The 19,898-nt window shown below is 74.3% G+C and carries 20 protein-coding genes and 1 pseudogene; 10 read left to right on the top strand and 11 right to left on the bottom strand.

The window, feature by feature from the left end; genetic code table 11:
• Window positions 1-83 precede the first annotated feature (83 nt).
• The 5 genes from recF to dnaA all read right to left on the bottom strand — a co-directional run bounded on the left by recF (window position 84) and on the right by dnaA (window position 7,051).
• On the bottom strand, window positions 84-1,283 hold the full coding sequence (gene recF, locus ACYVKY_RS00865; RefSeq protein WP_460433097.1) for a DNA replication/repair protein RecF: 1,200 nt from the start codon (window positions 1,281-1,283) through the stop codon (window positions 84-86).
• A 1-nt stretch (window position 1,284) separates the two neighbouring features.
• Window positions 1,285-2,235, bottom strand: coding sequence for an NADP(+)-dependent, decarboxylating phosphogluconate dehydrogenase (gnd, locus tag ACYVKY_RS00860; protein ID WP_460433096.1), 951 nt, complete (start codon window positions 2,233-2,235; stop codon window positions 1,285-1,287).
• 65 nt (window positions 2,236-2,300) lie between these two features.
• Entirely contained in the window at window positions 2,301-3,437 is a 1,137-nt protein-coding gene (gene dnaN, locus ACYVKY_RS00855) for a DNA polymerase III subunit beta (RefSeq protein WP_460433095.1), read from the bottom strand.
• 444 nt (window positions 3,438-3,881) lie between these two features.
• Window positions 3,882-5,606, bottom strand: coding sequence for an arginine--tRNA ligase (gene argS, locus ACYVKY_RS00850; RefSeq protein ID WP_460433094.1), 1,725 nt, complete (start codon window positions 5,604-5,606; stop codon window positions 3,882-3,884).
• A gap of 20 nt (window positions 5,607-5,626) precedes the next feature.
• The gene (gene dnaA, locus ACYVKY_RS00845; RefSeq protein WP_460433093.1) at window positions 5,627-7,051 is read right to left on the bottom strand and encodes a chromosomal replication initiator protein DnaA; all 1,425 of its coding nucleotides are present in this window, start codon (window positions 7,049-7,051) and stop codon (window positions 5,627-5,629) included.
• A 446-nt stretch (window positions 7,052-7,497) separates the two neighbouring features.
• Between dnaA and rpmH the strand changes: the two genes are divergently transcribed.
• The 8 genes from rpmH (at window position 7,498) to ACYVKY_RS00805 (ending at window position 13,208) form a co-directional block, all read left to right on the top strand.
• Entirely contained in the window at window positions 7,498-7,635 is a 138-nt protein-coding gene (gene rpmH / locus ACYVKY_RS00840) for a 50S ribosomal protein L34 (RefSeq protein ID WP_010849920.1), read from the top strand.
• 29 nt (window positions 7,636-7,664) lie between these two features.
• A complete protein-coding gene (rnpA, locus tag ACYVKY_RS00835) occupies window positions 7,665-8,039 on the top strand; it encodes a ribonuclease P protein component (protein ID WP_460433092.1) in 375 nt (124 codons plus the stop codon).
• Entirely contained in the window at window positions 8,036-8,338 is a 303-nt protein-coding gene (gene yidD, locus ACYVKY_RS00830; protein ID WP_460433091.1) for a membrane protein insertion efficiency factor YidD, read from the top strand. Before rnpA ends, yidD begins: the two co-directional genes overlap by 4 nt.
• A gap of 36 nt (window positions 8,339-8,374) precedes the next feature.
• Window positions 8,375-9,370: a membrane protein insertase YidC gene (gene yidC, locus ACYVKY_RS00825; RefSeq protein ID WP_460433090.1), complete on the top strand. Its 996-nt coding sequence runs from the start codon at window positions 8,375-8,377 to the stop codon at window positions 9,368-9,370.
• A gap of 70 nt (window positions 9,371-9,440) precedes the next feature.
• A complete protein-coding gene (locus ACYVKY_RS00820) occupies window positions 9,441-10,076 on the top strand; it encodes a Jag family protein (protein ID WP_460433089.1) in 636 nt (211 codons plus the stop codon).
• Window positions 10,077-10,288: 212 nt separating this feature from the next.
• Window positions 10,289-10,963 (top strand): 16S rRNA (guanine(527)-N(7))-methyltransferase RsmG, encoded by a 675-nt coding sequence (rsmG, locus tag ACYVKY_RS00815; RefSeq protein ID WP_460433088.1) that lies wholly within the window; start codon window positions 10,289-10,291, stop codon window positions 10,961-10,963.
• Complete coding sequence (locus ACYVKY_RS00810; RefSeq protein ID WP_460433087.1) at window positions 10,960-12,159, top strand: ParA family protein; 1,200 nt, start codon at window positions 10,960-10,962, stop codon at window positions 12,157-12,159. Before rsmG ends, ACYVKY_RS00810 begins: the two co-directional genes overlap by 4 nt.
• Window positions 12,156-13,208 (top strand): ParB/RepB/Spo0J family partition protein, encoded by a 1,053-nt coding sequence (locus ACYVKY_RS00805; protein ID WP_460433086.1) that lies wholly within the window; start codon window positions 12,156-12,158, stop codon window positions 13,206-13,208. The genes ACYVKY_RS00810 and ACYVKY_RS00805 overlap by 4 nt, the downstream gene beginning before the upstream one ends.
• Window positions 13,209-13,248: 40 nt before the next feature.
• Here ACYVKY_RS00805 and ACYVKY_RS00800 read toward each other — a convergent pair whose 3' ends face one another.
• Entirely contained in the window at window positions 13,249-14,211 is a 963-nt protein-coding gene (locus ACYVKY_RS00800; RefSeq protein WP_460433085.1) for a D-alanine--D-alanine ligase family protein, read from the bottom strand.
• Window positions 14,208-15,551 (bottom strand): aminotransferase-like domain-containing protein, encoded by a 1,344-nt coding sequence (locus tag ACYVKY_RS00795; RefSeq protein ID WP_460433084.1) that lies wholly within the window; start codon window positions 15,549-15,551, stop codon window positions 14,208-14,210. Before ACYVKY_RS00795 ends, ACYVKY_RS00800 begins: the two co-directional genes overlap by 4 nt.
• Window positions 15,552-15,642: 91 nt before the next feature.
• Between ACYVKY_RS00795 and ACYVKY_RS00790 the strand changes: the two genes are divergently transcribed.
• Together ACYVKY_RS00790 and ACYVKY_RS00785 are read left to right on the top strand one after the other, a co-directional pair.
• On the top strand, window positions 15,643-15,774 hold the full coding sequence (locus tag ACYVKY_RS00790; RefSeq protein WP_460433083.1) for a hypothetical protein: 132 nt from the start codon (window positions 15,643-15,645) through the stop codon (window positions 15,772-15,774).
• The gene (locus ACYVKY_RS00785) at window positions 15,771-16,415 is read left to right on the top strand and encodes a GNAT family N-acetyltransferase (protein WP_460433082.1); all 645 of its coding nucleotides are present in this window, start codon (window positions 15,771-15,773) and stop codon (window positions 16,413-16,415) included. The genes ACYVKY_RS00790 and ACYVKY_RS00785 overlap by 4 nt, the downstream gene beginning before the upstream one ends.
• Window positions 16,416-16,442: 27 nt before the next feature.
• On the opposite strand, the gene ACYVKY_RS00780 is transcribed toward ACYVKY_RS00785, so the two are convergent.
• From ACYVKY_RS00780 to ACYVKY_RS00765, 4 genes and pseudogenes are all read right to left on the bottom strand, one after another.
• Entirely contained in the window at window positions 16,443-17,591 is a 1,149-nt protein-coding gene (locus tag ACYVKY_RS00780; RefSeq protein ID WP_460433081.1) for an N-acetylmuramoyl-L-alanine amidase, read from the bottom strand.
• Between the two features lie 46 nt (window positions 17,592-17,637).
• Window positions 17,638-17,967: a thioredoxin family protein gene (trxA, locus tag ACYVKY_RS00775; protein WP_460433080.1), complete on the bottom strand. Its 330-nt coding sequence runs from the start codon at window positions 17,965-17,967 to the stop codon at window positions 17,638-17,640.
• 97 nt (window positions 17,968-18,064) lie between these two features.
• Entirely contained in the window at window positions 18,065-19,078 is a 1,014-nt protein-coding gene (trxB, locus tag ACYVKY_RS00770; protein ID WP_460433079.1) for an NAD(P)/FAD-dependent oxidoreductase, read from the bottom strand.
• A gap of 141 nt (window positions 19,079-19,219) precedes the next feature.
• Window positions 19,220-19,898: pseudogene (locus ACYVKY_RS00765) on the bottom strand (hypothetical protein); the annotation flags it as partial.

Genomic DNA, 19,898 nt, shown 5'->3' with positions numbered 1-19,898 from the left:
CCCGCGCGAGCGCGGCGCGGGCGGCGTCGGCGCCCTGCGGCGCCGGCTCCGGCTCCTGCTCGGACGCGGCCGGACCGGCGTCGTCAGCCACGGGTCACCTCACCGGCCTGCACCTGGACGCGGTCGCCGGCCAGCTCGGCGGGGACGTCGGCCTCGACGGCGGCCGTCACCAGCACCTGCTCGGCCCCGGCCACCAGGCCCGCGAGGCGGGTGCGGCGGCCGGAGTCGAGCTCGGCGAAGACGTCGTCGAGCACCAGCACGGGGTCACCGTCGCCCGCGCCGGCCTCCGCGCGCAACAGCTGGTAGGACGCCAGCCGCAGCGCGAGCGCGTACGACCACGACTCGCCGTGCGAGGCGTAGCCCTTCGCGGGCAGCTCGCCGAGGTCGAGCTGCACGTCGTCGCGGTGCGGCCCGACGGTGGACTGCCGGCGCTCGAGGTCGCGCGGGCGGGCCTGGGCGAGCGCGGCCGCCATCGCGGCGGTGAGGTCGGCCCGGCCGGGCAGCTCGCCGTCGCCCGCCAGCACGCCCGCGAGCGCCGGCGTCGCCTCCTCGAGGGTGGAGCGGTAGCCGAGCACGGCCAGGCCCTCGGCGTCCGAGACCTGCCGGTACGACTCCTGCACGTGCGGGGCGAGCCGGCGCAGCAGGAACAGCCGCGCGGCCAGCAGCTCGCCGCCGAGCGCGGCGAGCTGGTCGTCCCAGACGTCGAGGGTGGAGTCGACGCTCGCGCCGGACGCGTCCGGCACCCGCTCGCGGCGGCCGCGGGACGAGCGCGGCGGCGCGGCCTGCTTCAGCAGCGTGTTGCGCTGGCGCAGCACGCGGTCGTAGTCGGCGCGGACGCCGGCGTACCGCGGGGCGAGCAGCACGAGCAGGTCGTCGACGAAGCGGCGCCGGCCCTCCGGGTCGCCCTTGACCAGGGCGAGGTCCTCGGGGGCGAACAGCACGGTGCGCAGCAGGCCGAGCACCTCGCGCGGGCGCGGGACCGGCGAGCGGTTCACCCGCGCGCGGTTGGCGCGCCCGGGCGTGATCTCGAGCTCGACCAGGGTCGGGCGCCCGTCGCGGACGACGGACGTGCGCACGACGGCGCGCTCGGCGCCGGCCCGCACCAGGGGGGCGTCGGTGGCGACCCGGTGGCTCGCCAGCGTCGCGACGTACCCGATCGCCTCGACCAGGTTGGTCTTGCCCTGGCCGTTGCGGCCGACGAGCGCGGTGGGACCGGGCGAGAGCGGGAGCTCGACCTGGGGGTAGCTGCGGAAGTCGGCCAGCGACAGGTGGGCGACGTGCAGGTCAGTGCACCTCGCCGGCACCCGAGCTCGGGCCGGCCTCGTCGGCGTGCTCGGGGGAGACGCCCGGGCCGTCGCCGGCCGCGGTGACCGCGTGGCCGCCGAACTGGTTGCGCAGGGCGGCGACCGCCTTCATCGCGGGCGAGTCGTCCTGGCGGGAGGCGAACCGGGCGAACAGCGCGGCGCTGATGACCGGCATCGGCACCGCGTTCGCGATCGCCTCCTCGACGGTCCACCGGCCCTCGCCGGAGTCGTTCGCGTAGCCCTTGATGCCCGCCAGCCCGGGGTCCTCGTCGAGCGCCTTCACCAGCAGGTCGAGCAGCCACGACCGGACGACGGTGCCGCGGGTCCACGCCTGGAAGGTGCCGTGCACGTCGGTGACGATGTCCTTGGCGGCGAGCAGCTCGTAGCCCTCGGCGTAGGCGTGCATCAGGCCGTACTCGATGCCGTTGTGCACCATCTTCGCGTAGTGCCCGGCGCCGACGGCGCCCGCGTGGACGAAGCCCTCCTCGCGCGGGCCCTCGGGCCGCAGCGCGTCGAACACCGGCATCGAGCGCTCGACCAGCGCGGCGTCGCCACCGACCATCAGGCCGTAGCCGTTGTCGAGGCCCCACACGCCGCCGGAGACGCCGCAGTCGAGGTAGCCGATGCCGTGCTCGCCGAGCGTGGCGGCGTTGACGGCGTCCTGGCTGAACCGGGAGTTGCCGCCCTCGATCACCAGGTCGCCCTCGGACAGCAGGCCCGCGAGCTCCTCGACCACCGGCTCGACGACCTCGACCGGGACCATGATCCAGACCGTGCGCGGCGCCGGCAGCGCCTCGACCAGCGCGGCGAGCGAGTCGACGTCGGTGACCTCGGGGTTGCGGTCGAACCCGGTGACCTCGACACCGCCGCGGCGCAGCCGCTCGCGCATGTTGAAGCCCATCTTCCCGAGGCCGACGAGTCCGATGTGCACAGCTTGCTCCTGGGGTCGGGGGGTCGAGCTCGGGTCGGGCGCGGGTGGGGCGGCGGCTGGTGGGCTCAGCCCGCCATCCGCACCGGCATCAGCAGGTACTTGTACGCGGTGTCGTCGTCGCCCTCGGCCGAGGTCTGCCCGGTGAGCACCGCGGGCTTGGTGGCCTGGGTGAACGACAGCCGCACGTGCGAGGTGCCGAGCGCGCCGAGGCCGTCGAGCAGGAACGAGGGGTTGAACGCGATCGTGATGTCCTCGCCCACCAGGCTGGCGGCCAGCGCCTCGGAGGCCTGGGCGTCGTCGCCCTGGCCCGCCTCGAGCGTGACCTGGCCGTCGGAGAACGACAACCGGACGGGGGTGTTGCGCTCGGCGACCAGCGCCACGCGGCGGACCGCCTCGACCAGCGCCGCGGTCTCGACGACCGCGTGCGTCTGCGCGCTGGCCGGGAACAGCGCCCGCACCTTCGGGTAGTCGCCGTCGACGAGCAGCGAGGTGGTGCGGCGGCCGCCGGCCGAGAAGCCGATGAGGTCCTGGCCGCCGCTGCCGTCGGAGGACAGCGCGACGGTGACGTCGCCGCCCGAGCCGAGGGTCTTGGCGACCTCGGACAGGGTGCGTGCCCGCACCAGGGTCGCGCTCTCGAGGTCGCCGGCGGCGGGGCGCCACGGCAGCTCGCGCAGGGCGAGCCGGTAGCGGTCGGTGGCCATCAGCGTGACGGTCTCGCCGGTGATCTCGAGCCGGACGCCGGTGAGGATCGGCAGCGTCTCGTCGCGGCTGGCGGCGACGGTGACCTGGGCGACGGCCTGGCTGAACACGTCGGAGGCGACGGTGCCGGCCTCGGCCGGCATCTGCGGACGGGCCGGGTACTCCTCGACGGGCATCGTCATGAGGGTGAACCGGCTGGCGCCGCAGGTCAGGACGATCTTGGCGCCGTCCTGGACGAGGTCGACCGGCTTGTCGGGCAGGCTGCGGCAGATGTCGGCGAGCAGCCGGCCGGAGACGAGCGCGCGACCCGGGTCGTCGACCTGGGCGGGCACCTCGACCTGCGCCGAGACCTCGTAGTCGAACCCCGACAGCCGCAGCACGCCCTCGTCGGTGGTCTCGAGCAGCAGGCCGGCCAGCACGGGCACGGGCGGGCGGCTCGGCAGCGACCGCGCGGTCCAGCCCACGGCCTCGGCCAGCACGTCGCGCTCCACGCGCAGCTTCACTTCGACCCCTCTCGGAGCACGGGCGTGCTCGATGTCCCACAGCCGCGTCCGCGGTGCGCCTGCCGTGCGCGGACGACAGTACGACAGACCGCCGTCAGTCGGTAAGCGGGTGCGGGTCCTCGCCCGGTCGGTCGGGGCGGGGCCGGCAGGTCCGTCCACATCCCCAGGTGCGTCGTTCGATCTCCCGGGATCAGAGCAAGGGACTTGTCGTTGTCATAGCGGTTGTGGGAGCTGGGGACGACGGGCGTTCCCGCAGGTCAGACCGTCCGGACGGCTGTGGGCGGCCTGTGGACGGCGCGGGGCCGACCGGTGCGGGGCGGTGGACGACGAGCGGCCCGTGCGCGCCGGCGGCCGCCCGTCCACCCCGGATCCACCGCCGACACCCCGCCCGTCCACAGATCCACAGGCTTGTCCACAGGTGTGGTCAACCGCTTCAGAAGTGGGTCACATCTGCGCCGGAGCGGCGATCCCGAGCAGGTCCAGGCCCTGCACCAGGACGTCGTGGGTGTGCGCGGCGAGCGCCAGGCGCGAGGTGCGCACGTCCGGCTCGGCCTTCAGGACGGGGCAGGCCTCGTAGAAGGCGGAGAAGTCCTGGGCCAGCTCGAACAGGTACGCGCAGAGGCGGTGCGGCTCGAGCTGGTCGCCGACCTGGGCGACGACGGTGCCGAACTGCAGCAGGCGCAGCGCGAGCGCCCGCTCGGCCGGCTCGCCGAGCGCGACGGGTCCGCGTCGCGGCTCCTCGCCGGCGGCGCGGAAGATCGAGCGGACGCGAGCCGTCGCGTACTGCAGGTACGGCCCGGTCGCGCCGGTGAGCTGCACCATCCGGTCGAGGTCGAAGACGTACTCGGAGTCGTGCGCCACCGACAGGTCGGCGTACTTCACCGCCCCGATGCCCACCTGCGGCGCGATCTCGGCGCGCACCGCCTCGTCGAGCTCGGGCCGGGCCTCGTCGACCATCCGCCGGGCGTGGGCGACCGCCTCGTCGAGCAGCTGCACCAGGCGCAGCGGGCTGCCCGAGCGGGTGCGCAGGATCTTGCGGTCCTCGCCGAGCACGTTGCCGATCTGGACGTGGACCACCTCGACGTCGTCCGGCAGCCAGCCGGCGACCCGCGCGGTCTGCCACACCATCTGCAGGTGCAGCGACTGGGGCGCGCCGATGACGTAGAGCAGCCGGTCGCCGCCGAGGTCGCGCACCCGGTGCCGCACGGTGGCCAGGTCGGTGGTGGCGTAGCCGTACCCGCCGTCGCTCTTGCGGACGATGAGCGGCACCGGCTTGCCCTCGCGGCCGGTGTAGCCGTCGAGGAACACGCACAGCGCGCCGTCGCTGACCCGGGCGATGCCGCGCTCCTCGAGCTCGGCGCAGATGCCGGCCAGCTCGTCGTTGTAGGTCGACTCGCCCGCCAGGTCGTCGTCGGTGAGCGTGACGCCGAGCGTGTCGTAGATGCGGTGGAAGTAGGCCTTGGACAGCTCGACCAGGTGCCGCCACAGCCGCAGCGTCTCCTCGTCGAGGGCCTGCAGGCTCACCACCCGGGCGCGGGCGCGGGCGGCGAAGTCCTCGTCGCCGTCGAAGCGGGTGCGGGCCGCCTGGTAGAAGGCGTTCGGGTCGCTCTCCAGCAGCCGCGCCGTGTCGGAGTCCTCGCCGACGTCGACCAGGTGCTCGATGAGCATGCCGAACGGCGTGCCCCAGTCGCCGATGTGGTTCTGCCGCACCACGTGGTGGCCGAGGTGCTCGAGCGTGCGGGCCAGCGCGTCGCCGACGACCGTCGTGCGCAGGTGGCCGACGTGCATCTCCTTGGCGACGTTCGGCGCCGAGTAGTCGATCGGGACGACCTGCTGCGGCTGCGCCGGCACCCCGAGCCGGTCGTCGGCGGCCTGCTCGGCGAGCAGCGACTCCAGCCACCGGTCGTCGTAGGTGAGGTTGACGAAACCGGGACCGCTGACCTCGACCGCCGAGCACACGCCGTCGAGCTCGAGCGCGTCGACGAGGCGGGCCGCGACCTCGCGCGGGCTGGTGCCGACCGCCTTGGCGAGCGCCAGCGGCGCGTTCACCTGCACGTCGGCGAACCGGCTGGGGCGCAGCACCGGGTCGGCCCCGGCGTGGTCGGGTCCGAGGGCGCGCTCGATGGCGGCGCTGACGAGGGGAGCGAGCTGCTCGGCGGGGTCGGTCACCCCCCGAGCGTAGGGAAGTCCTAGGCGCGGGGCTGCTGCCGGATCCGGTTCGTCAGCTCGGTGACCTGGTTGTAGATCGAGCGCCGCTCGGTCATCAGCTCGCGCACCTTGCGGTTCGCGTGCATGACGGTGGTGTGGTCGCGGCCGCCGAAGGCCTGCCCGATCTTGGGCAGCGACATCTCCGTCATCTCGCGGCACAGGTACATCGCGATCTGGCGCGCGGTGACCAGCACCCGCGAGCGGGAGGTGCCGGTGAGGTCCTCCAGCGTGAGCCCGAAGTAGTCGGCGGTCTGGGCCATGATCGTCGAGGCGGTGATCTCGTGGCCGTCGCCGTCGCTGATCAGGTCCTTGAGCACGACCTCGGCCAGCTGCAGGTCGACCGGCTGGCGGTTCAGGCTCGCGAACGCCGTCACCCGGATCAGCGCGCCCTCGAGCTCGCGGATGTTCGTCGCGATCTTCGAGGCGATGTACTCGAGCACGTCGTCCGGGGCGCGCAGCTGGTCGCCGATCGCCTTCTTGCGCAGGATCGCGATGCGGGTCTCGAGGTCGGGCGGCTGCACGTCGGTGAGCAGGCCCCACTCGAACCGCGAGCGCATCCGCTCCTCGAAGCCGGACAGCTGCTTGGGGGGCAGGTCGGAGGTGATCACGACCTGCTTGTTCGCCTGGTGCAGCGCGTTGAAGGTGTGGAAGAACTCCTCCTGCGTCTGCACCTTGCCCTGCAGGAACTGGATGTCGTCGACGAGCAGCACGTCGACGTCGCGGTAGCGCCGCTGGAACACCTGCGCCTTGTCGTCGCGGATCGAGTTGATGAACTCGTTGGTGAACTCCTCCGAGTTCACGTACCGCACCCGCACGCCCGGGTAGAGGTGCTGGGCGTAGTCGCCGATCGCGTGCAGCAGGTGGGTCTTGCCCAGACCGGAGTCGCCGTAGACGAACAGCGGGTTGTACGCCTTGGCCGGCGCCTCGGCCACCGCGACGCTCGCGGCGTGCGCGAACCGGTTCGACGCGCCGATCACGAAGGTGTCGAAGGTGTAGCGCGGGTTGAGCCGGGCGGGTTCGGCCTGGCGCTCGCGCCGCGACTCGGGGGCGCCGACGTGGCGGCCGGTGCCCGGCACGGGCGCGGCGAGCACCGGCTCGGGCTCCTCGACGCCGGGCTCGTCGTCCGGGTCGGGGACGGCGGTGGCGTCGGGGTCGACCGTGATCGCCAGCCGCACCGGGGCGGAGAACCGCGCGCTGAGCGTCTCGGTGACGGGCTCGCGCAGCCGGTTCTCGAGCACCTGCTTGGTGAGCTCGTCCGGCACGGCCAGCAGCGCGGTGCCGTCGACGAACGCGAGCGGGCGCGAGAGCCGCAGGAACGCCAGCTGCTGGGGGCTCACGCGGGAGTCGCCCTGCAGGTCGGCCGTCACCTCGCGCCAGACCTGCAGCAGGTCCGCGGAATCAGGCAAGTCCCAGCGCCTCCTTCGACGTCGCCCGGAGGCGGTCCACAGACTTGTCCACATCCTGTGGGCGGGGGCGGTGGCAAGCGGTCCGACCGGGTCCGGACGACGTGCCGGTCCGGTCCCGCGACGGGTGACGCTAACAAGTCCGCGGAGTCATCCACAACCCGATCAGGACACCTCGCGGACGCCCGGATCGGCGCCGGTCGCGCGACACGCCGGGCCGGTTGCGGGCCGCACGGCGCGCCTCGCGCGACGATTTTCGGTTGGGCGGGACGTCGTCCACGCAGGGACCGGTTTGACCCCGCCTCGGCCGGGCCGTACCGTGAACGAGCCTGTCGGCACCGATGCTGTCGCACGCCCGCGTGCACCGCCGAGGTCGCCGCCACAGGCCGGCCGAGACGCGCGTCCCGCGCGCGTCCACACCCTTCCCCGTACGAGGACCCGGAGACGTCGTGAGCAAGCGCACCTTCCAGCCCAACAACCGCCGCAGGGCCAAGACGCACGGCTTCCGGCTGCGCATGCGCACCCGCGCCGGCCGCGCCATCCTCGCGGCGCGCCGCCGCAAGGGCCGCGCCGAGCTGTCGGCCTGAGCCACGCCCGCTGACGCGCGCGAGCACCGGTGCTGCCGGCGCGCCACCGTCTCGTCCGCGGCGAGCACTTCGCGCAGGCGATCCGGCACGGGGTGCGCTCCGGCCGCCGCCGGCTCGTCGTCCACGTCGCGGTCCGGCAGGCCGCGCCCGACGACCGACACGCCGACCAGGTGCCCCTGGTCGGCTTCGTCGTCTCCAAGGCCGTCGGCGGCTCGGTGGTCCGCAACCGCGTCCAGCGCCGGCTCCGGCACCTGATGCGCCCGCTGCTCCCCGAGCTCCCCGCCGGTGCGCTGGTGGTGGTGCGGGCGCTGCCGCCCGCGGCCACCAGCACCAGCGCCGAGCTGGACGCCGACCTGCGGCCCGCGCTCGAACGGTGCCTGCGCCACGCGGCGGCCAGGCCGTGAGCACCGTGCGCCGCACCCTGGTCCGGCTCCCGTCGCTGCTGCTGGTGCTGCTGGTGCGGGCCTACCAGCTGCTGGTCTCGCCGCTGCTCGGGCCGCGGTGCCGGTTCTACCCGTCCTGCTCGGCCTACGCGGTCGAGGCGCTGCGCGTGCACGGCGCGCTGCGCGGCACCTGGCTCGCCGTCCGGCGGGTCGGGCGGTGCCACCCGTGGAACCCGGGGGGCGTCGATCAGGTTCCTCCTGCGAGGGACCGCGTCCGCAGGTCCGAGCAGCACGTCCGATCGGCCCCGCACCACCCCTGACCCGTCCGCACGACCGACCCACCCGAGGAGACCACGTTGGAGATCCTGAAGCCGCTCGAGATCGCGGTGGCCTGGATCATGGTCCAGTTCCACTCGCTGCTCACCGCGGCCGGCATGGACGAGGCGTCCGGGTGGACCTGGGCGCTGTCGATCGTGGGACTGACGGTCGTCATCCGCATCCTGCTGATCCCGCTGTTCGTCAAGCAGATCAACGCCTCGCGCGGCCTGCAGCTGATCCAGCCCGAGCTGCGCAAGATCCAGGACAAGTACAAGGGCAAGAAGGACGAGGCGTCGCGCCAGGCGATGACGCAGGAGACGATGGCGCTGTACAAGCGCACGGGCACCAACCCGTTCGCGTCGTGCCTGCCGATCCTGCTGCAGATGCCGATCTTCTTCGCGCTGTTCCGGGTGCTCAACGAGTACGTGGTGAACCAGCGCGAGATCGGCCCGCTGACGGTCGAGCTCGCCCGCCAGGCCGACAGCTCGGAGATCTTCGGCGCCTCGCTGTCGTCGACCTTCCTCAACAGCGACGGCCTCGAGGTCAAGCTGCTGACCGTCGTGCTCATCGTGCTGATGTCGCTGTCGCAGTTCATCACCCAGCGCCAGCTGATGACCAAGAACATGCCCGCGGCCGCGATGGAGGGCAACCCCTTCATGCAGCAGCAGAAGGTGCTGCTCTACGTCCTGCCGCTGGTCTTCGCCGTCACCGGCGTGAACTTCCCGATCGGCGTCCTCATCTACTGGCTCACCACCAACTTCTGGTCGATGGGTCAGCAGCTCTACGTGATCGCCCGTCGCCCCGCGCCCGGCTCCCCGGCCGAGATCGCCCGCAACGAGCGGCTCGCCCGCAAGGGCAAGCCCGTCCCGGGCACCCCGAGCCTGGCGAAGGACGACGAGCCGGCCAAGCCGGTCGGCCAGCGCGTGCAGCCCAAGCGCAAGGACCGCCAGCGCAAGGGACCGGCCCGTCCCGCGCAGGCAGCCGCCGGTGACGACGACGACGACGACGCGGCTGGCGCCCGCGCCTCCGGCTGAGCCCGCCCCCTCGACCCCACCCCGGACCCGGCGTGCCCCGGCACCCGGCCCGACCCGTCCAGGAGAACCGATGACCGACACCACGCCCCAGGCCGACACCGCGCCGGCCGACGCCACCCCCACCGACCAGGCGGACGCCGTCGACGCCCCCGCGGCGACGACCGACGACGTCGCGGCCCCGGCCGAGGAGTCCGGCGACGACACCGCGGCCACCCCCGCTGCCCGCGGTACCGGCGTCCAGCGCCTCGAGGAGGAGGGCGACGTCGCCGCCGACTACCTCGAGGAGCTGCTCGACATCCTCGACCTCGACGGCGACATCGACATCGACGTCGAGAACGGCCGCGCCGCCGTCTCCGTGGTCGCCGACCCCGGCTCCGAGCGCGCGCTCAAGCGCCTCGTCGGCCGTGACGGCGAGGTGCTCGACGCGCTGCAGGAGCTCACCCGGCTCGCCGTCCAGGCCCGCACCGGCGAGCGCACCCGGCTGATGCTCGACGTCGCCGGCCACCGGGCCGACCGCCGCAGCCAGCTCGAGCAGGTGGCGTCCCGCGCGGTCGACACCGTCAAGGAGAGCGGCGAGCGGCTCAGCCTGGAGCCGATGACCCCGTTCGAACGCAAGGTCGTGCACGACGTGGTCGCCGCTGCGGGTCTGCGGTCCGAGTCCGAAGGTGAGGACGCGGGACGGCACGTGGTCGTCCTTCCCGCCTGACGTCCTGTTTCACGTGGAACGAGCCCCGCTGGTTGCCTCCGGTGACCGCGGGGCTCGCCCGCTTTCTTGACTGACTTCGTCTGACGTCTGCGAAAGCGGGCTCGCACCCGCGGTCACCTCACGTTCCCGCTCGTTTCACGTGGAACAGACACAACCACCGCGCCGACCCGCACCGTCCCCCGTCCATCACAGGGAGCCTGAAGGAGGTACTGGTGTCTGACGCATCTGATCCCCATTCGCTCGCCCAGATCGAGGTCGTCGACGCGGTGGTGGTCGACGCCGTCTTTGCTGGGCGGGGTGAGTTGGCGACACGGTTCGTGGGGCACCTGGCGAGCACCGGGGTGGAGTGGGGGCTGATCGGGCCGCGGGAGGTGCCGCGGCTGTGGACGCGGCACGTGCTGAACTGCGCGGTGCTGGGCGAGCTGGTGGCGCAGGGGGCTTCCGTCCTCGACGTGGGGAGCGGTGCGGGGCTGCCGGGGCTGGCGGTCGCGATCGCGCGGCCGGACCTGAGGGTCATCCTGGTCGAGCCGCTGGAGCGGCGGACGGCGTGGCTGTCGATGGTGGTCGACGACCTGGGGTTGGACGTCGAGGTGGTGCGGGCGCGGGCCGAGGAGGTGCGGGGGACGCACGCCACCGACGTCGTCACCGCGCGGGCGGTCGCCGCCCTGGACAAGCTGGCGCGCTGGACCGTGCCGCTGACCGTCCCCGGTGGCCAGGTGCTGGCGATCAAGGGCCGCAGCGCGGCGGACGAGGTCGCCGCGGCGTCGAAGGCGTTCCGCCGGCTCGGCGTCGTCGGGCACGAGGTGGTCCGGTGCGGGGAGGCCGTCCTGGAGCAGCCCACCACCGTCGTTAGGCTGACCACCGGCCCGCAGCGGCGGCGCCCGTGACCCACCAGGAGGACGTGCACGTGCTGAGCGACCTCACCGCCGACGCGGTGACCACCGGCCTGGGCTGGCCGGTCGTCGCGGCCGCCCCCACGCCCACCCCGGTCGGGTGGCAGGGCCTCGCGGGCTCCCGCCAGGTGTCGGTTCCACGTGGAACCGTGCCGTCGCCCATGGACGCCCTCGCCGACCCGCTGACGGACCCGCTGCCGGATGTTCCACGTGGAACCGAGCCGACGGAGCAGGAGCGCGCCGAGCTGGCGTCGTCGATCCCGGAGATGGATGACACCACCCCGCTGGCGCAGGAGATCGCGGAGAACGCCCGCCGACGGATCGCGCTGCAGGGCCGCCGGTTCCCGCCGCCCACCCGGACCCGGGTGCTCACGGTCGCGAACCAGAAGGGTGGCGTCGGCAAGACCACCACCACGGTGAACCTCGCCGCCGCCCTCGCCCAGTCCGGCCTGCACGTCCTCGTGCTCGACAACGACCCCCAGGGCAACGCCTCCACTGCGCTCGGCATCGACCACCACGCCGGCATCGCCGGGCTGTACGAGGTGCTGGTCGAGGGGCTGCCGCTGGCCGACGTGGTGCAGCAGTGCCCCGACGTCGAGCAGCTGTGGTGCGCGCCCGCCACCATCGACCTGGCCGGGGCGGAGATCGAGCTGGTGCCGATGGTCGCCCGCGAGACCCGGCTGCGCACCGCGCTGCAGGCCTACCTCGCGCACCGCGAGGCGCAGGGCCTGCCGCGGCTCGACTACGTGCTCGTCGACTGCCCGCCGAGCCTGGGGCTGCTCACGGTGAACGCCTTCTCCGCGGCGCAGGAGGTGCTCATCCCGATCCAGTGCGAGTACTACGCGCTCGAGGGCCTGAGCCAGCTGCTGAAGAACATCGAGCTGATCAAGGCGCACCTCAACCCCGAGCTGCAGGTCTCGACGATCCTGCTCACGATGTTCGACGGTCGCACCCGGCTGGCCGCCGAGGTGGCCGAGGAGGTGCGCACCCACTTCCCGCAGATCGTGCTGCGCACCACCGTCCCGCGGTCGGTGCGCATCTCGGAGGCACCGAGCCACGCCCAGACCGTGATGACGTACGACCCCGGCAGCAGCGGCGCGCTGTCGTACCTGTCCGCCGCCCGCGAGCTCGCCGAGCGCGGCGCGGCACCGGCGGACCCCGAGCAGACCCCCACGGAGGAGCAGTCGTGAGCGAGAAGAAGCGTGGCCTCGGACGAGGGCTCGGCGCGCTGATCCCGAGCGGTGAGCGCCCGGCGGGCGAGCGCCCGGTCGACGTGTTCTTCCCCGGGGCATCCGCGCAGCCGACGTCGTCCACCACGGTCGCCGAGCCGCCGGCGGACGCGGCACCGCCCACCGAGGCCGGGGCCGGCAGCGCCGCTGCGGCCGAGGACGAGCTGCTCCCCGTGCCCGGTGCGCGGTTCGCCGAGCTGCCGCTCGCGCAGGTGGTGCCGAACCCGCGCCAGCCGCGCACCGTGTTCGACGAGGACGCGCTGGCCGAGCTGGTGCACTCGGTCAGGGAGATCGGCGTGCTGCAGCCGGTCGTCGTGCGCCAGGTCGCCCCGGCCGACGACGGCAGCCCGCGCTACGAGCTCGTCATGGGCGAGCGCCGCTGGCGGGCCAGCACCGAGGCGGGGCTCGAGCGCATCCCGGCGATCGTCCGCGAGACCCACGACGACGACCTGCTGCGCGACGCGCTGCTGGAGAACCTGCACCGCAGCCAGCTGAACCCGTTGGAGGAGGCGGCCGCCTACGCGCAGCTGCTCGAGGACTTCGGCTGCACCCACGACGAGCTCGCCACCCGGATCGGCCGCTCCCGCCCGCAGATCTCCAACACCATCCGGCTGCTGAACCTGCCGGCGCTGGTGCAGCGCCGGGTCGGCGCCGGCGTGCTCTCGGCCGGGCACGCCCGGGCGCTGCTCGGCCTCGCCGACGGCGCCGCGATGGAGCGGCTCGCCCAGCGGATCGTGGCCGAGGGCCTGTCGGTGCGCGCCACCGAGGAGGTCGTCGCGCTCGGCGGCGACGCCGAGCCGGCCCCGAAGCGCCGTCGCGCCACCGCCGGCTCGCGGCACGAGGCGCTCGACCACCTGGCCTCGCGCCTCGGCGACCGGTTCGACACCTCGGTGAAGATCGCGCTCGGCGCGAAGAAGGGTCGGGTCACGATCGACTTCGCGTCGGTGGAGGACCTCAACCGCATCCTCGGCGTCATGGCGCCGGACGAGAAGGGTCTGTTCCGCGACTGAGGCGCGAGATCGCCTGCGACGCAGGTGATCTCAGCGCGACTCAGCCTCGGGCGCGGGTGAGTGCGGCGTCGACCACGCCGCGGCAGACCACGGGCAGGTCGCGCCCGGACGCCGAGACCGCCTGCGGCAGCAGCGAGGTCTCGGTCATGCCAGGTGCCACGTTGACCTCGAGGAACCACACCTCGGCGTCGCCGGACTCGTCCGCGACGACCAGGTCGGTGCGCGAGACGTCACGCAGCCCGAGCGCCCGGTGCACCTGCACGGCGACCTGCTCGACCCGCTCGAGCAGCGCGGTGCCGAGCCGCGCCGGCGCGAAGTACTCGGTGGCACCGGCGGTGTAGCGGGCCTGGTAGTCGTAGGCCGCTCCCGCCGGGACGATCTCGACCGGCGGCAGCGCGCCCGGTCCGTCGCCGGTGTCGACCACCGAGACCGCGATCTCACGTCCGCGCACCGCCCGCTGCACCAGCGCGGTGTCGCCGTAGGCGAAGCAGTCGACCATCGCCCGCGGCAGGTCGGCGCGGTCGTCGCACACCGTCACGCCGAGCGCGGAGCCGCCGCGGGTCGGCTTCACCGCGAGCGGCAGCCCGAGCCGGCCGACCAGCGCGTCGAGCACCACGCCGGCGCCGAGCTCGCGGAACAGGCTGTGCGGCAACGACACCGACGCCGGGACGGCGATGCCGGTGGCCGCGACCAGGTCGTTCGCGGTGGGCTTGTCGAAGGCGCGCCGGCACGCGGCGGCGTCGGCGCCGACGTACGGGACGCCGACGACGTCGAGCACGTCGCGCACCGAGCCGTCCTCGCCGCTCGCGCCGTGCAGCAGCGGCCACACCAGGTCGGGCGCCTCCTCGGCGACCCGGGCCAGCAGGTGGGCGTCGAGGTCGCTCTCGACCACCTCGCACCCGCTCTCGCGCAGCGCGTCGCTCACCCGCCGTCCGCTGCGCAACGAGACCTCGCGCTCGTGCGACAGCCCGCCCGCCAGGACGAGGACCTTCGGCTCGCTCATGCCAGATCCGGTGCGGGAGAACGGACCTCACGGCCACCCGTGGCGCCGTGGGTGGTACCGAACGTCTCGAGCAGCTCGAGCTCGGCGTCGACCACGCCGGCCAGACGACGCACGCCCTCGACGATGCGCTCGGGCGTCGGGTAGCAGTACGACAGCCGCAGGTGCTGCTCCCCGCGGTCGGCCGCAGGGGCGCCGTCGAGACCGGGGTCGTCGGCGTAGAAAGCCGTCCCCGGCACGTACGCGACCCGCGCGGTCACCGCGCGGGGGAGCATCGCCTGGGCGTCGAGACCGTCGGGCAGCCGGGCCCAGACGTAGAACCCGCCGGCGGGCACGGTCCACGACGCACCGGGCAGGTGCGTGGCGAGCGCGCCGAGCATCGCGTCGCGCCGCTCGCGGTAGACCTCGCGGTACAGCTTCACCTGGTGCCGCCAGTCGTGGCCGGCCAGGTAGCGCTGGATCGCCATCTGCGAGAACGCCGACGGGCACAGGATCGCCGACTCGGTCGCCAGCACGAGCTTGTCGCGGACGGCGTGCGGCGCCACCGCCCAGCCCACCCGCAGCCCCGGCGCGAACGTCTTGGAGAACGACCCGAGGTAGACGACGCCGTCGGTGTCGAGCGAGCGCATGGCGGGCAGCGGGTCGGCGTCGAACCCCAGCAGCCCGTAGGGGTTGTCCTCGAGCACGAGCACGCCGTGGCGGCGCGCCACCTCGAGCACCTGCGGACGCCGGGCGGCCGACAGCGTGACGCCGGCCGGGTTGTGGAAGTTCGGGACGGTGTAGACCAGCTTCACGGTCCGGCCCGCCGCCGCCAGCGCGGTGAGGGTCGCGTCGAGCGCCACCGGGTCGAGCCCGTCGTCGTCCATCGGGCTGTGCACGACCTCGGCCTGGTACGCCCGGAACACCCCGAGCGCACCGACGTAGCTCGGCGCCTCGGCGACCACGACGTCACCCGGGTCGCAGAACACGCGGGTGACCAGGTCGAGCGCCTGCTGCGAGCCGGTGGTGACGACGACGTCGTCGGCGTGGGCGTGCACGCCCTCCTCGGCCATCACCTCGCAGATCGCCTCCCGCAGCGCGGGATCGCCCTGCCCCGAGCCGTACTGGAGGGCGGTCGTGCCGGCCTCGGCGACGAGGTCGTGCACCACCTGCGCGACGGCGTCGAGGGGGAGCGCGGCCAGGTTCGGCATGCCGCCGGCGAGCGAGACCACCTCGGGCCGGCTGGCCACCGCGAACAGGGCGCGGATCTGGGAGGCCGACATGCCCCGGGTGCGGGCCGCGTAGCGTCCGACCCAGGGGTCGAGGGTGGTGCCGCCGCCGGGCACCGGCTGCTGCGGATCCACTGCCTGTCCTCCTGCTCGCCTCGCCGCTCGTCCTAGGATGGGCCTCGCCGGTCCTCGGGCGACCGGCTCCTCGCGCCTCCTGGAGTGTGTCATGACGGTGCTGCGACCCATCCTGCTGGGACTCGCCGCGGGCGCTGTGGTCGCCTTCGTCCTCGCCCTCCTGCGTCCGCGCCGCCTCGACGACGACGCGAGCGAGGTCGGCGGCTGGGACGAGGGCCCGTGAGCCGTCGGCTCGCCGCCCTCACCCTCGACACCGTCGGCGACCTGCCGGCGCCGTGCCGCTCGTGCGTGGTGTGGGAGCTCGACCCGGTCGCGGCAAGGGCGGCCGAGCGCGCCGGCGGCACCGACCTGGAGAAGGAGTCGTGGCTGTCGGCGGTGCTGCTGGAGTGGGGCAGCTGCGGGCGGCTGGCCTACGTCGACGACGAGCCGGTCGGGTTCGTCACCTACGCCCCGCCGCAGTTCGTGCCGCGCGCCGGCGGCTTCCCGACCTCGCCCGTGGGCGCCGACGCGGTGCTGCTCATGACGGGGGGCGTGCAACCGGTGCACCGCGGCGGCGGCATCGCCCGGATGCTGGTGCAGGGTGCCGCCAAGGACCTCACCCGCCGCGGCGTCCGCGCGATCGAGGCGTTCGGGACGACGGACGCGACCGAGCACGGCCTCGGCGGCACCCGCACGTCGTCGCACCCGTGCCTGGTGCCGGCCGACCTGCTGCTCGCGGTGGGCTTCAAGACGGTGCGGCCGCACCGCAGCACGCCGCGGCTGCGGCTCGACCTGCGCACGGCCCTGTCGTGGCGCGAGGACGTCGAGCACGCGCTGGAGCGCATCCTCGGCACCGTGAAGGTGCCGGCGCTCGCGTCCGGCTGACCGCCCCGGCCGGTGGCGACGAGCCGGTCAGGTGCGCGCGGACGCGTCGACCATCGCGAGCACGTCGTCGAGGTGCAGGCTGCCGGTCGACCAGTCCTGCTGCTCGGGCAGGAACAGCCGCTGCACGGCGGCGAGCAGACCCTCGGCGCAGGTGTCGCGGAACGCCGGCGAGCCGAGCCGCTCGGCGTCGCCCGGGTGGCTGAGGTAGCCGAGCTCGACCCAGACCGCCGGCATCGAGGTGACCTGCAGCAGCTCCCAGGTGCGCGGGTGGGCACGGCAGTCGACCAGGCCGGTGCGCGCCACGACCTCGCGCTGCACCAGCTCGGCGAGCCGCTGCCCGGTGGGTGAGGCGCTGAGGGCGTCGCGTCCACCCCAGTAGTGGGTCGCCACGCCCTCCCCGCGGCCGCGCTCGTCGCGGTCGCAGTGCAGCGAGACGACCACGTCGGCCGAGACCCGGCGGGCCAGCGCGGCCCGCTCGCTGTTGCTGGGGTCCTGCAGCTCGCCCCGGGTGAGGACGGCGGTGACGCCGGTGGCGGCCAGGCGTCCCTCGAGCCGACGGGCGACGTCGAGCACGACGTCGGCCTCGGCCAGGCCGTGGCCCGTGACGCCGGTGTCGTCGCCGCCGTGCCCGGGGTCGATCACCACGACCCGTCCGACCAGGCTCGGGCCGGTGGCCCGCAGCCGCTCGCCCTCGCGCAGCGCGGCCACGTTGCCGCCGGACACCGACCGGCTCAGCCGGGCCAGGGCGCGCAGCGTGTCGGGCCCGCAGGTGCCGTCGGGGACGAGGCCGACCCCGCGCTGCAGCTCGCGCACGCCACGCTCGGTGTCGGGCCCGAACAGGCCGTCGGCTCGGCCGGCGAGCACGCCGAGCCGCGCCAGCTCGCGCTGGAGCTGCTGCACGTCGTCGCCGTGCTGCAGGTGGCCGGGCACGAACCGCAGGATGCGGTCGCCCAGCCGCCAGCGGGCCGCCTCGAGCTCGCGAGCGGTGTCGGGGCCGACCAGGCCGTCGGCGACGAGCCCCCGGGTCTGCTGGAAGCCCCGGACGGCGCGCTCGAGCCCGGGGTCGAAGACGTCCTGCTGGTCGTCGTCGCGGGTGGGCACGCCGAGCTCGGCGAGGCGGACGCGCACGGCGAGCACGCGGGGTCCGCGGTCGCCGGGACGCAGCACGTGGGTCACCGCGCTTGCCTACCAGACGCCGGGTGCCGGCGTCGCCCGCTCGTGCTCAGCCGAGGAAGTCGGCGAGCTCGCGGACCAGGACCGGCTTCGGCCGGGCGCCCACGATCTGCTTCACGACCTCGCCGCCGGAGTACACGCTGAGCGTGGGCAGCGACAGGATGCCGTAGCGGCCGACGACGCCGGGGTTCTCGTCGCTGTTCACCTTCACCACGGTGAGGTTGTCGCCGTGCTCGGCGGCCAGCTCCTCCAGGATCGGGGAGACCTGGCGGCACGGGCCGCACCACGGCGCCCAGAAGTCGACGAGCACGGGGCCGCTGGCCTGCAGCACCTCGGAGTCGAAGGTGGCGTCGGTGACGTCCTTGATGTTCTCGGCCATGGGGGTCCTCCGGAGCGGTCGGTCGTGCGGGTGGGTGGTGCTGGCGGGACGTGCTGGGTGCTTGCGGGGAATCGTGCCGGACGGGTCCGACGGTGCCTCAGACCGCGCCGACGACCTGCTCCTCGCGGGCGGGGACGGGGTCGTCGTCGAGCGCCGCGAGGTACCGCTCGGCGTCGAGCGCCGCGACGCAGCCGGAGCCGGCGGCGGTGATCGCCTGCATGTACTCGTGGTCGACGACGTCGCCGCAGGCGAACACGCCGGGCAGGTTCGTGCGCGAGGAGCGGCCGTCGACCGCCACGAAGCCCTCGGCGGTCAGGTCGACCTGGTCGGCGAACAGCTCGACCCGCGGGTCGTGGCCGATCGCGACGAACAGGCCGGTGGCCGGGTGGTCGCGCTCCTCGCCGGTGACGGTGTCGCGCAGGCGCACGCCGGTGACCTTCTCCTCGCCGAGCACGTCGACGACCTCGCTGTTCCAGGCGAAGGAGATCTTCGGGTCGGCGAAGGCGCGGTCCTGCATGATCTTGGACGCCCGCAGCTCCTCGCGCCGGTGCACGATCGTGACCGACCGCGCGAACCGGGTGAGGAAGGTGGCCTCCTCCATCGCCGAGTCGCCGCCGCCCACCACGACGATGTCCTGCTCCTTGAAGAAGAAGCCGTCGCAGGTGGCGCACCACGAGACGCCGCGGCCGGAGAGCCGCTTCTCGTTCTCGAGGCCGATCTCGCGGTACGCCGACCCGGTGGCCAGCACGACGGTGCGGGCCAGGTAGGTCTGCCCGCCGCCGGTGACCAGCCGCTTGGGGTCGGCGGCCAGGTCGAGCTCCACGACGTCGTCGTACTCGATCCGGGCGCCGAAGCGCTCGGCCTGCTGGCGCATCGCGTCCATCAGGTCGGGGCCCATCAGGCCGTTCGGGAACCCGGGGTAGTTCTCGACCTCGGTGGTGTTCATCAGCGCGCCGCCGGAGGTGACCGAGCCCGCGATCACGACGGGCGACAGGTCGGCCCGCGCCGCGTAGACGGCGGCGGTGTACCCGGCGGGTCCGGACCCCACGACGACGACCTGGTGCACGGGCTGCTGCTCGGGCGCGGACGTGGTGCCGGGTGCGGTGCTCACGGGTGGTCTGCCTGCCTCGGGTCGGGGACGGGTGCGTCCGCGCGGGGTCCGCGCGGTGCGTCGTGGTCAACCGATGGTAGGCGCCCGGTGTTCCCCGCACCCGCCGCCCCGCGGGGGCGTCCGGGCCCCCGGGTCGGGACGTCAGGGGAGCGGCGCGGAGTCGAGCAGGCGGTCGTCGCCGGCCCCGCAGGCGGCGGGCACCACGACGACCAGGTCGTCGCCCGGCTCGTCGAGCACGACCACGGTGGCGGGCTCGCCCTCGTAGGTGGCCAGGTCGACCGCCCGGGTGAGCGAGCCGAACCCGAGCGCGGTGAGGCAGTCGGGCAGCGCCCGGAGCCGCTCGAGCGCCGCGTCGGCGTCGGGCGCCTCGGACAGCTCCTGCCCGCCGTCGTCGGGCGCCGCGGCGAGCAGGGCCGCGGCCTGTCGGGGCAGGGAGGAGGCCGAGTAGTCGGTGCCGCTCAGGTCGACGACCCCGCCGCCGCCCTGGACGGAGGAGCCCCCGCCCCGGTCGACGTCGGACGGGTCGACCGAGGGCTGGGCGGCCGGCGGTGGCGCGCCGCCGACGCCGGAGTCCTCGGCCGCACCCGTGGCGCTGTCGCCGGACCGCTCGAGCAGACCGGGCAGCAGCAGGCTGCCGCCGACGGCCACGACGGCCACGCTCGCGGCCGCCGCGAACCAGGTGGTGGCACGGCGCCGGCGCCGGCGGTGGGTGTCGAGGTCGCGGACCTGCCCGCCGCCGTGCGGCGGACCGGCCGGGGCGGCGGCACCCCACGACGACCCGTCGGGAGCGGTGGACGGGGCGGTCAGCGGCGGCTCGGCC

The sequence above is a fragment of the Angustibacter speluncae genome (genome assembly GCF_054777815.1).
The sequence above is the reverse complement of the archived record's forward strand: the minus strand, read 5'-3'. Positions and strand labels throughout refer to the sequence as shown.

Excerpts from the sequence above, each read along its gene's own strand:
- ACYVKY_RS00820 (WP_460433089.1), top strand. The coding sequence starts at position 9,441 with ATGACCGACACCACGCCCCAGGCCGACACCGCGCCGGCCGACGCCACC.
- ACYVKY_RS00790 (WP_460433083.1), top strand. The coding sequence starts at position 15,643 with ATGACGGTGCTGCGACCCATCCTGCTGGGACTCGCCGCGGGCGCTGTG.
- ACYVKY_RS00800 (WP_460433085.1), bottom strand. The coding sequence starts at position 14,211 with ATGAGCGAGCCGAAGGTCCTCGTCCTGGCGGGCGGGCTGTCGCACGAG.
- trxA (WP_460433080.1), bottom strand. The coding sequence starts at position 17,967 with ATGGCCGAGAACATCAAGGACGTCACCGACGCCACCTTCGACTCCGAG.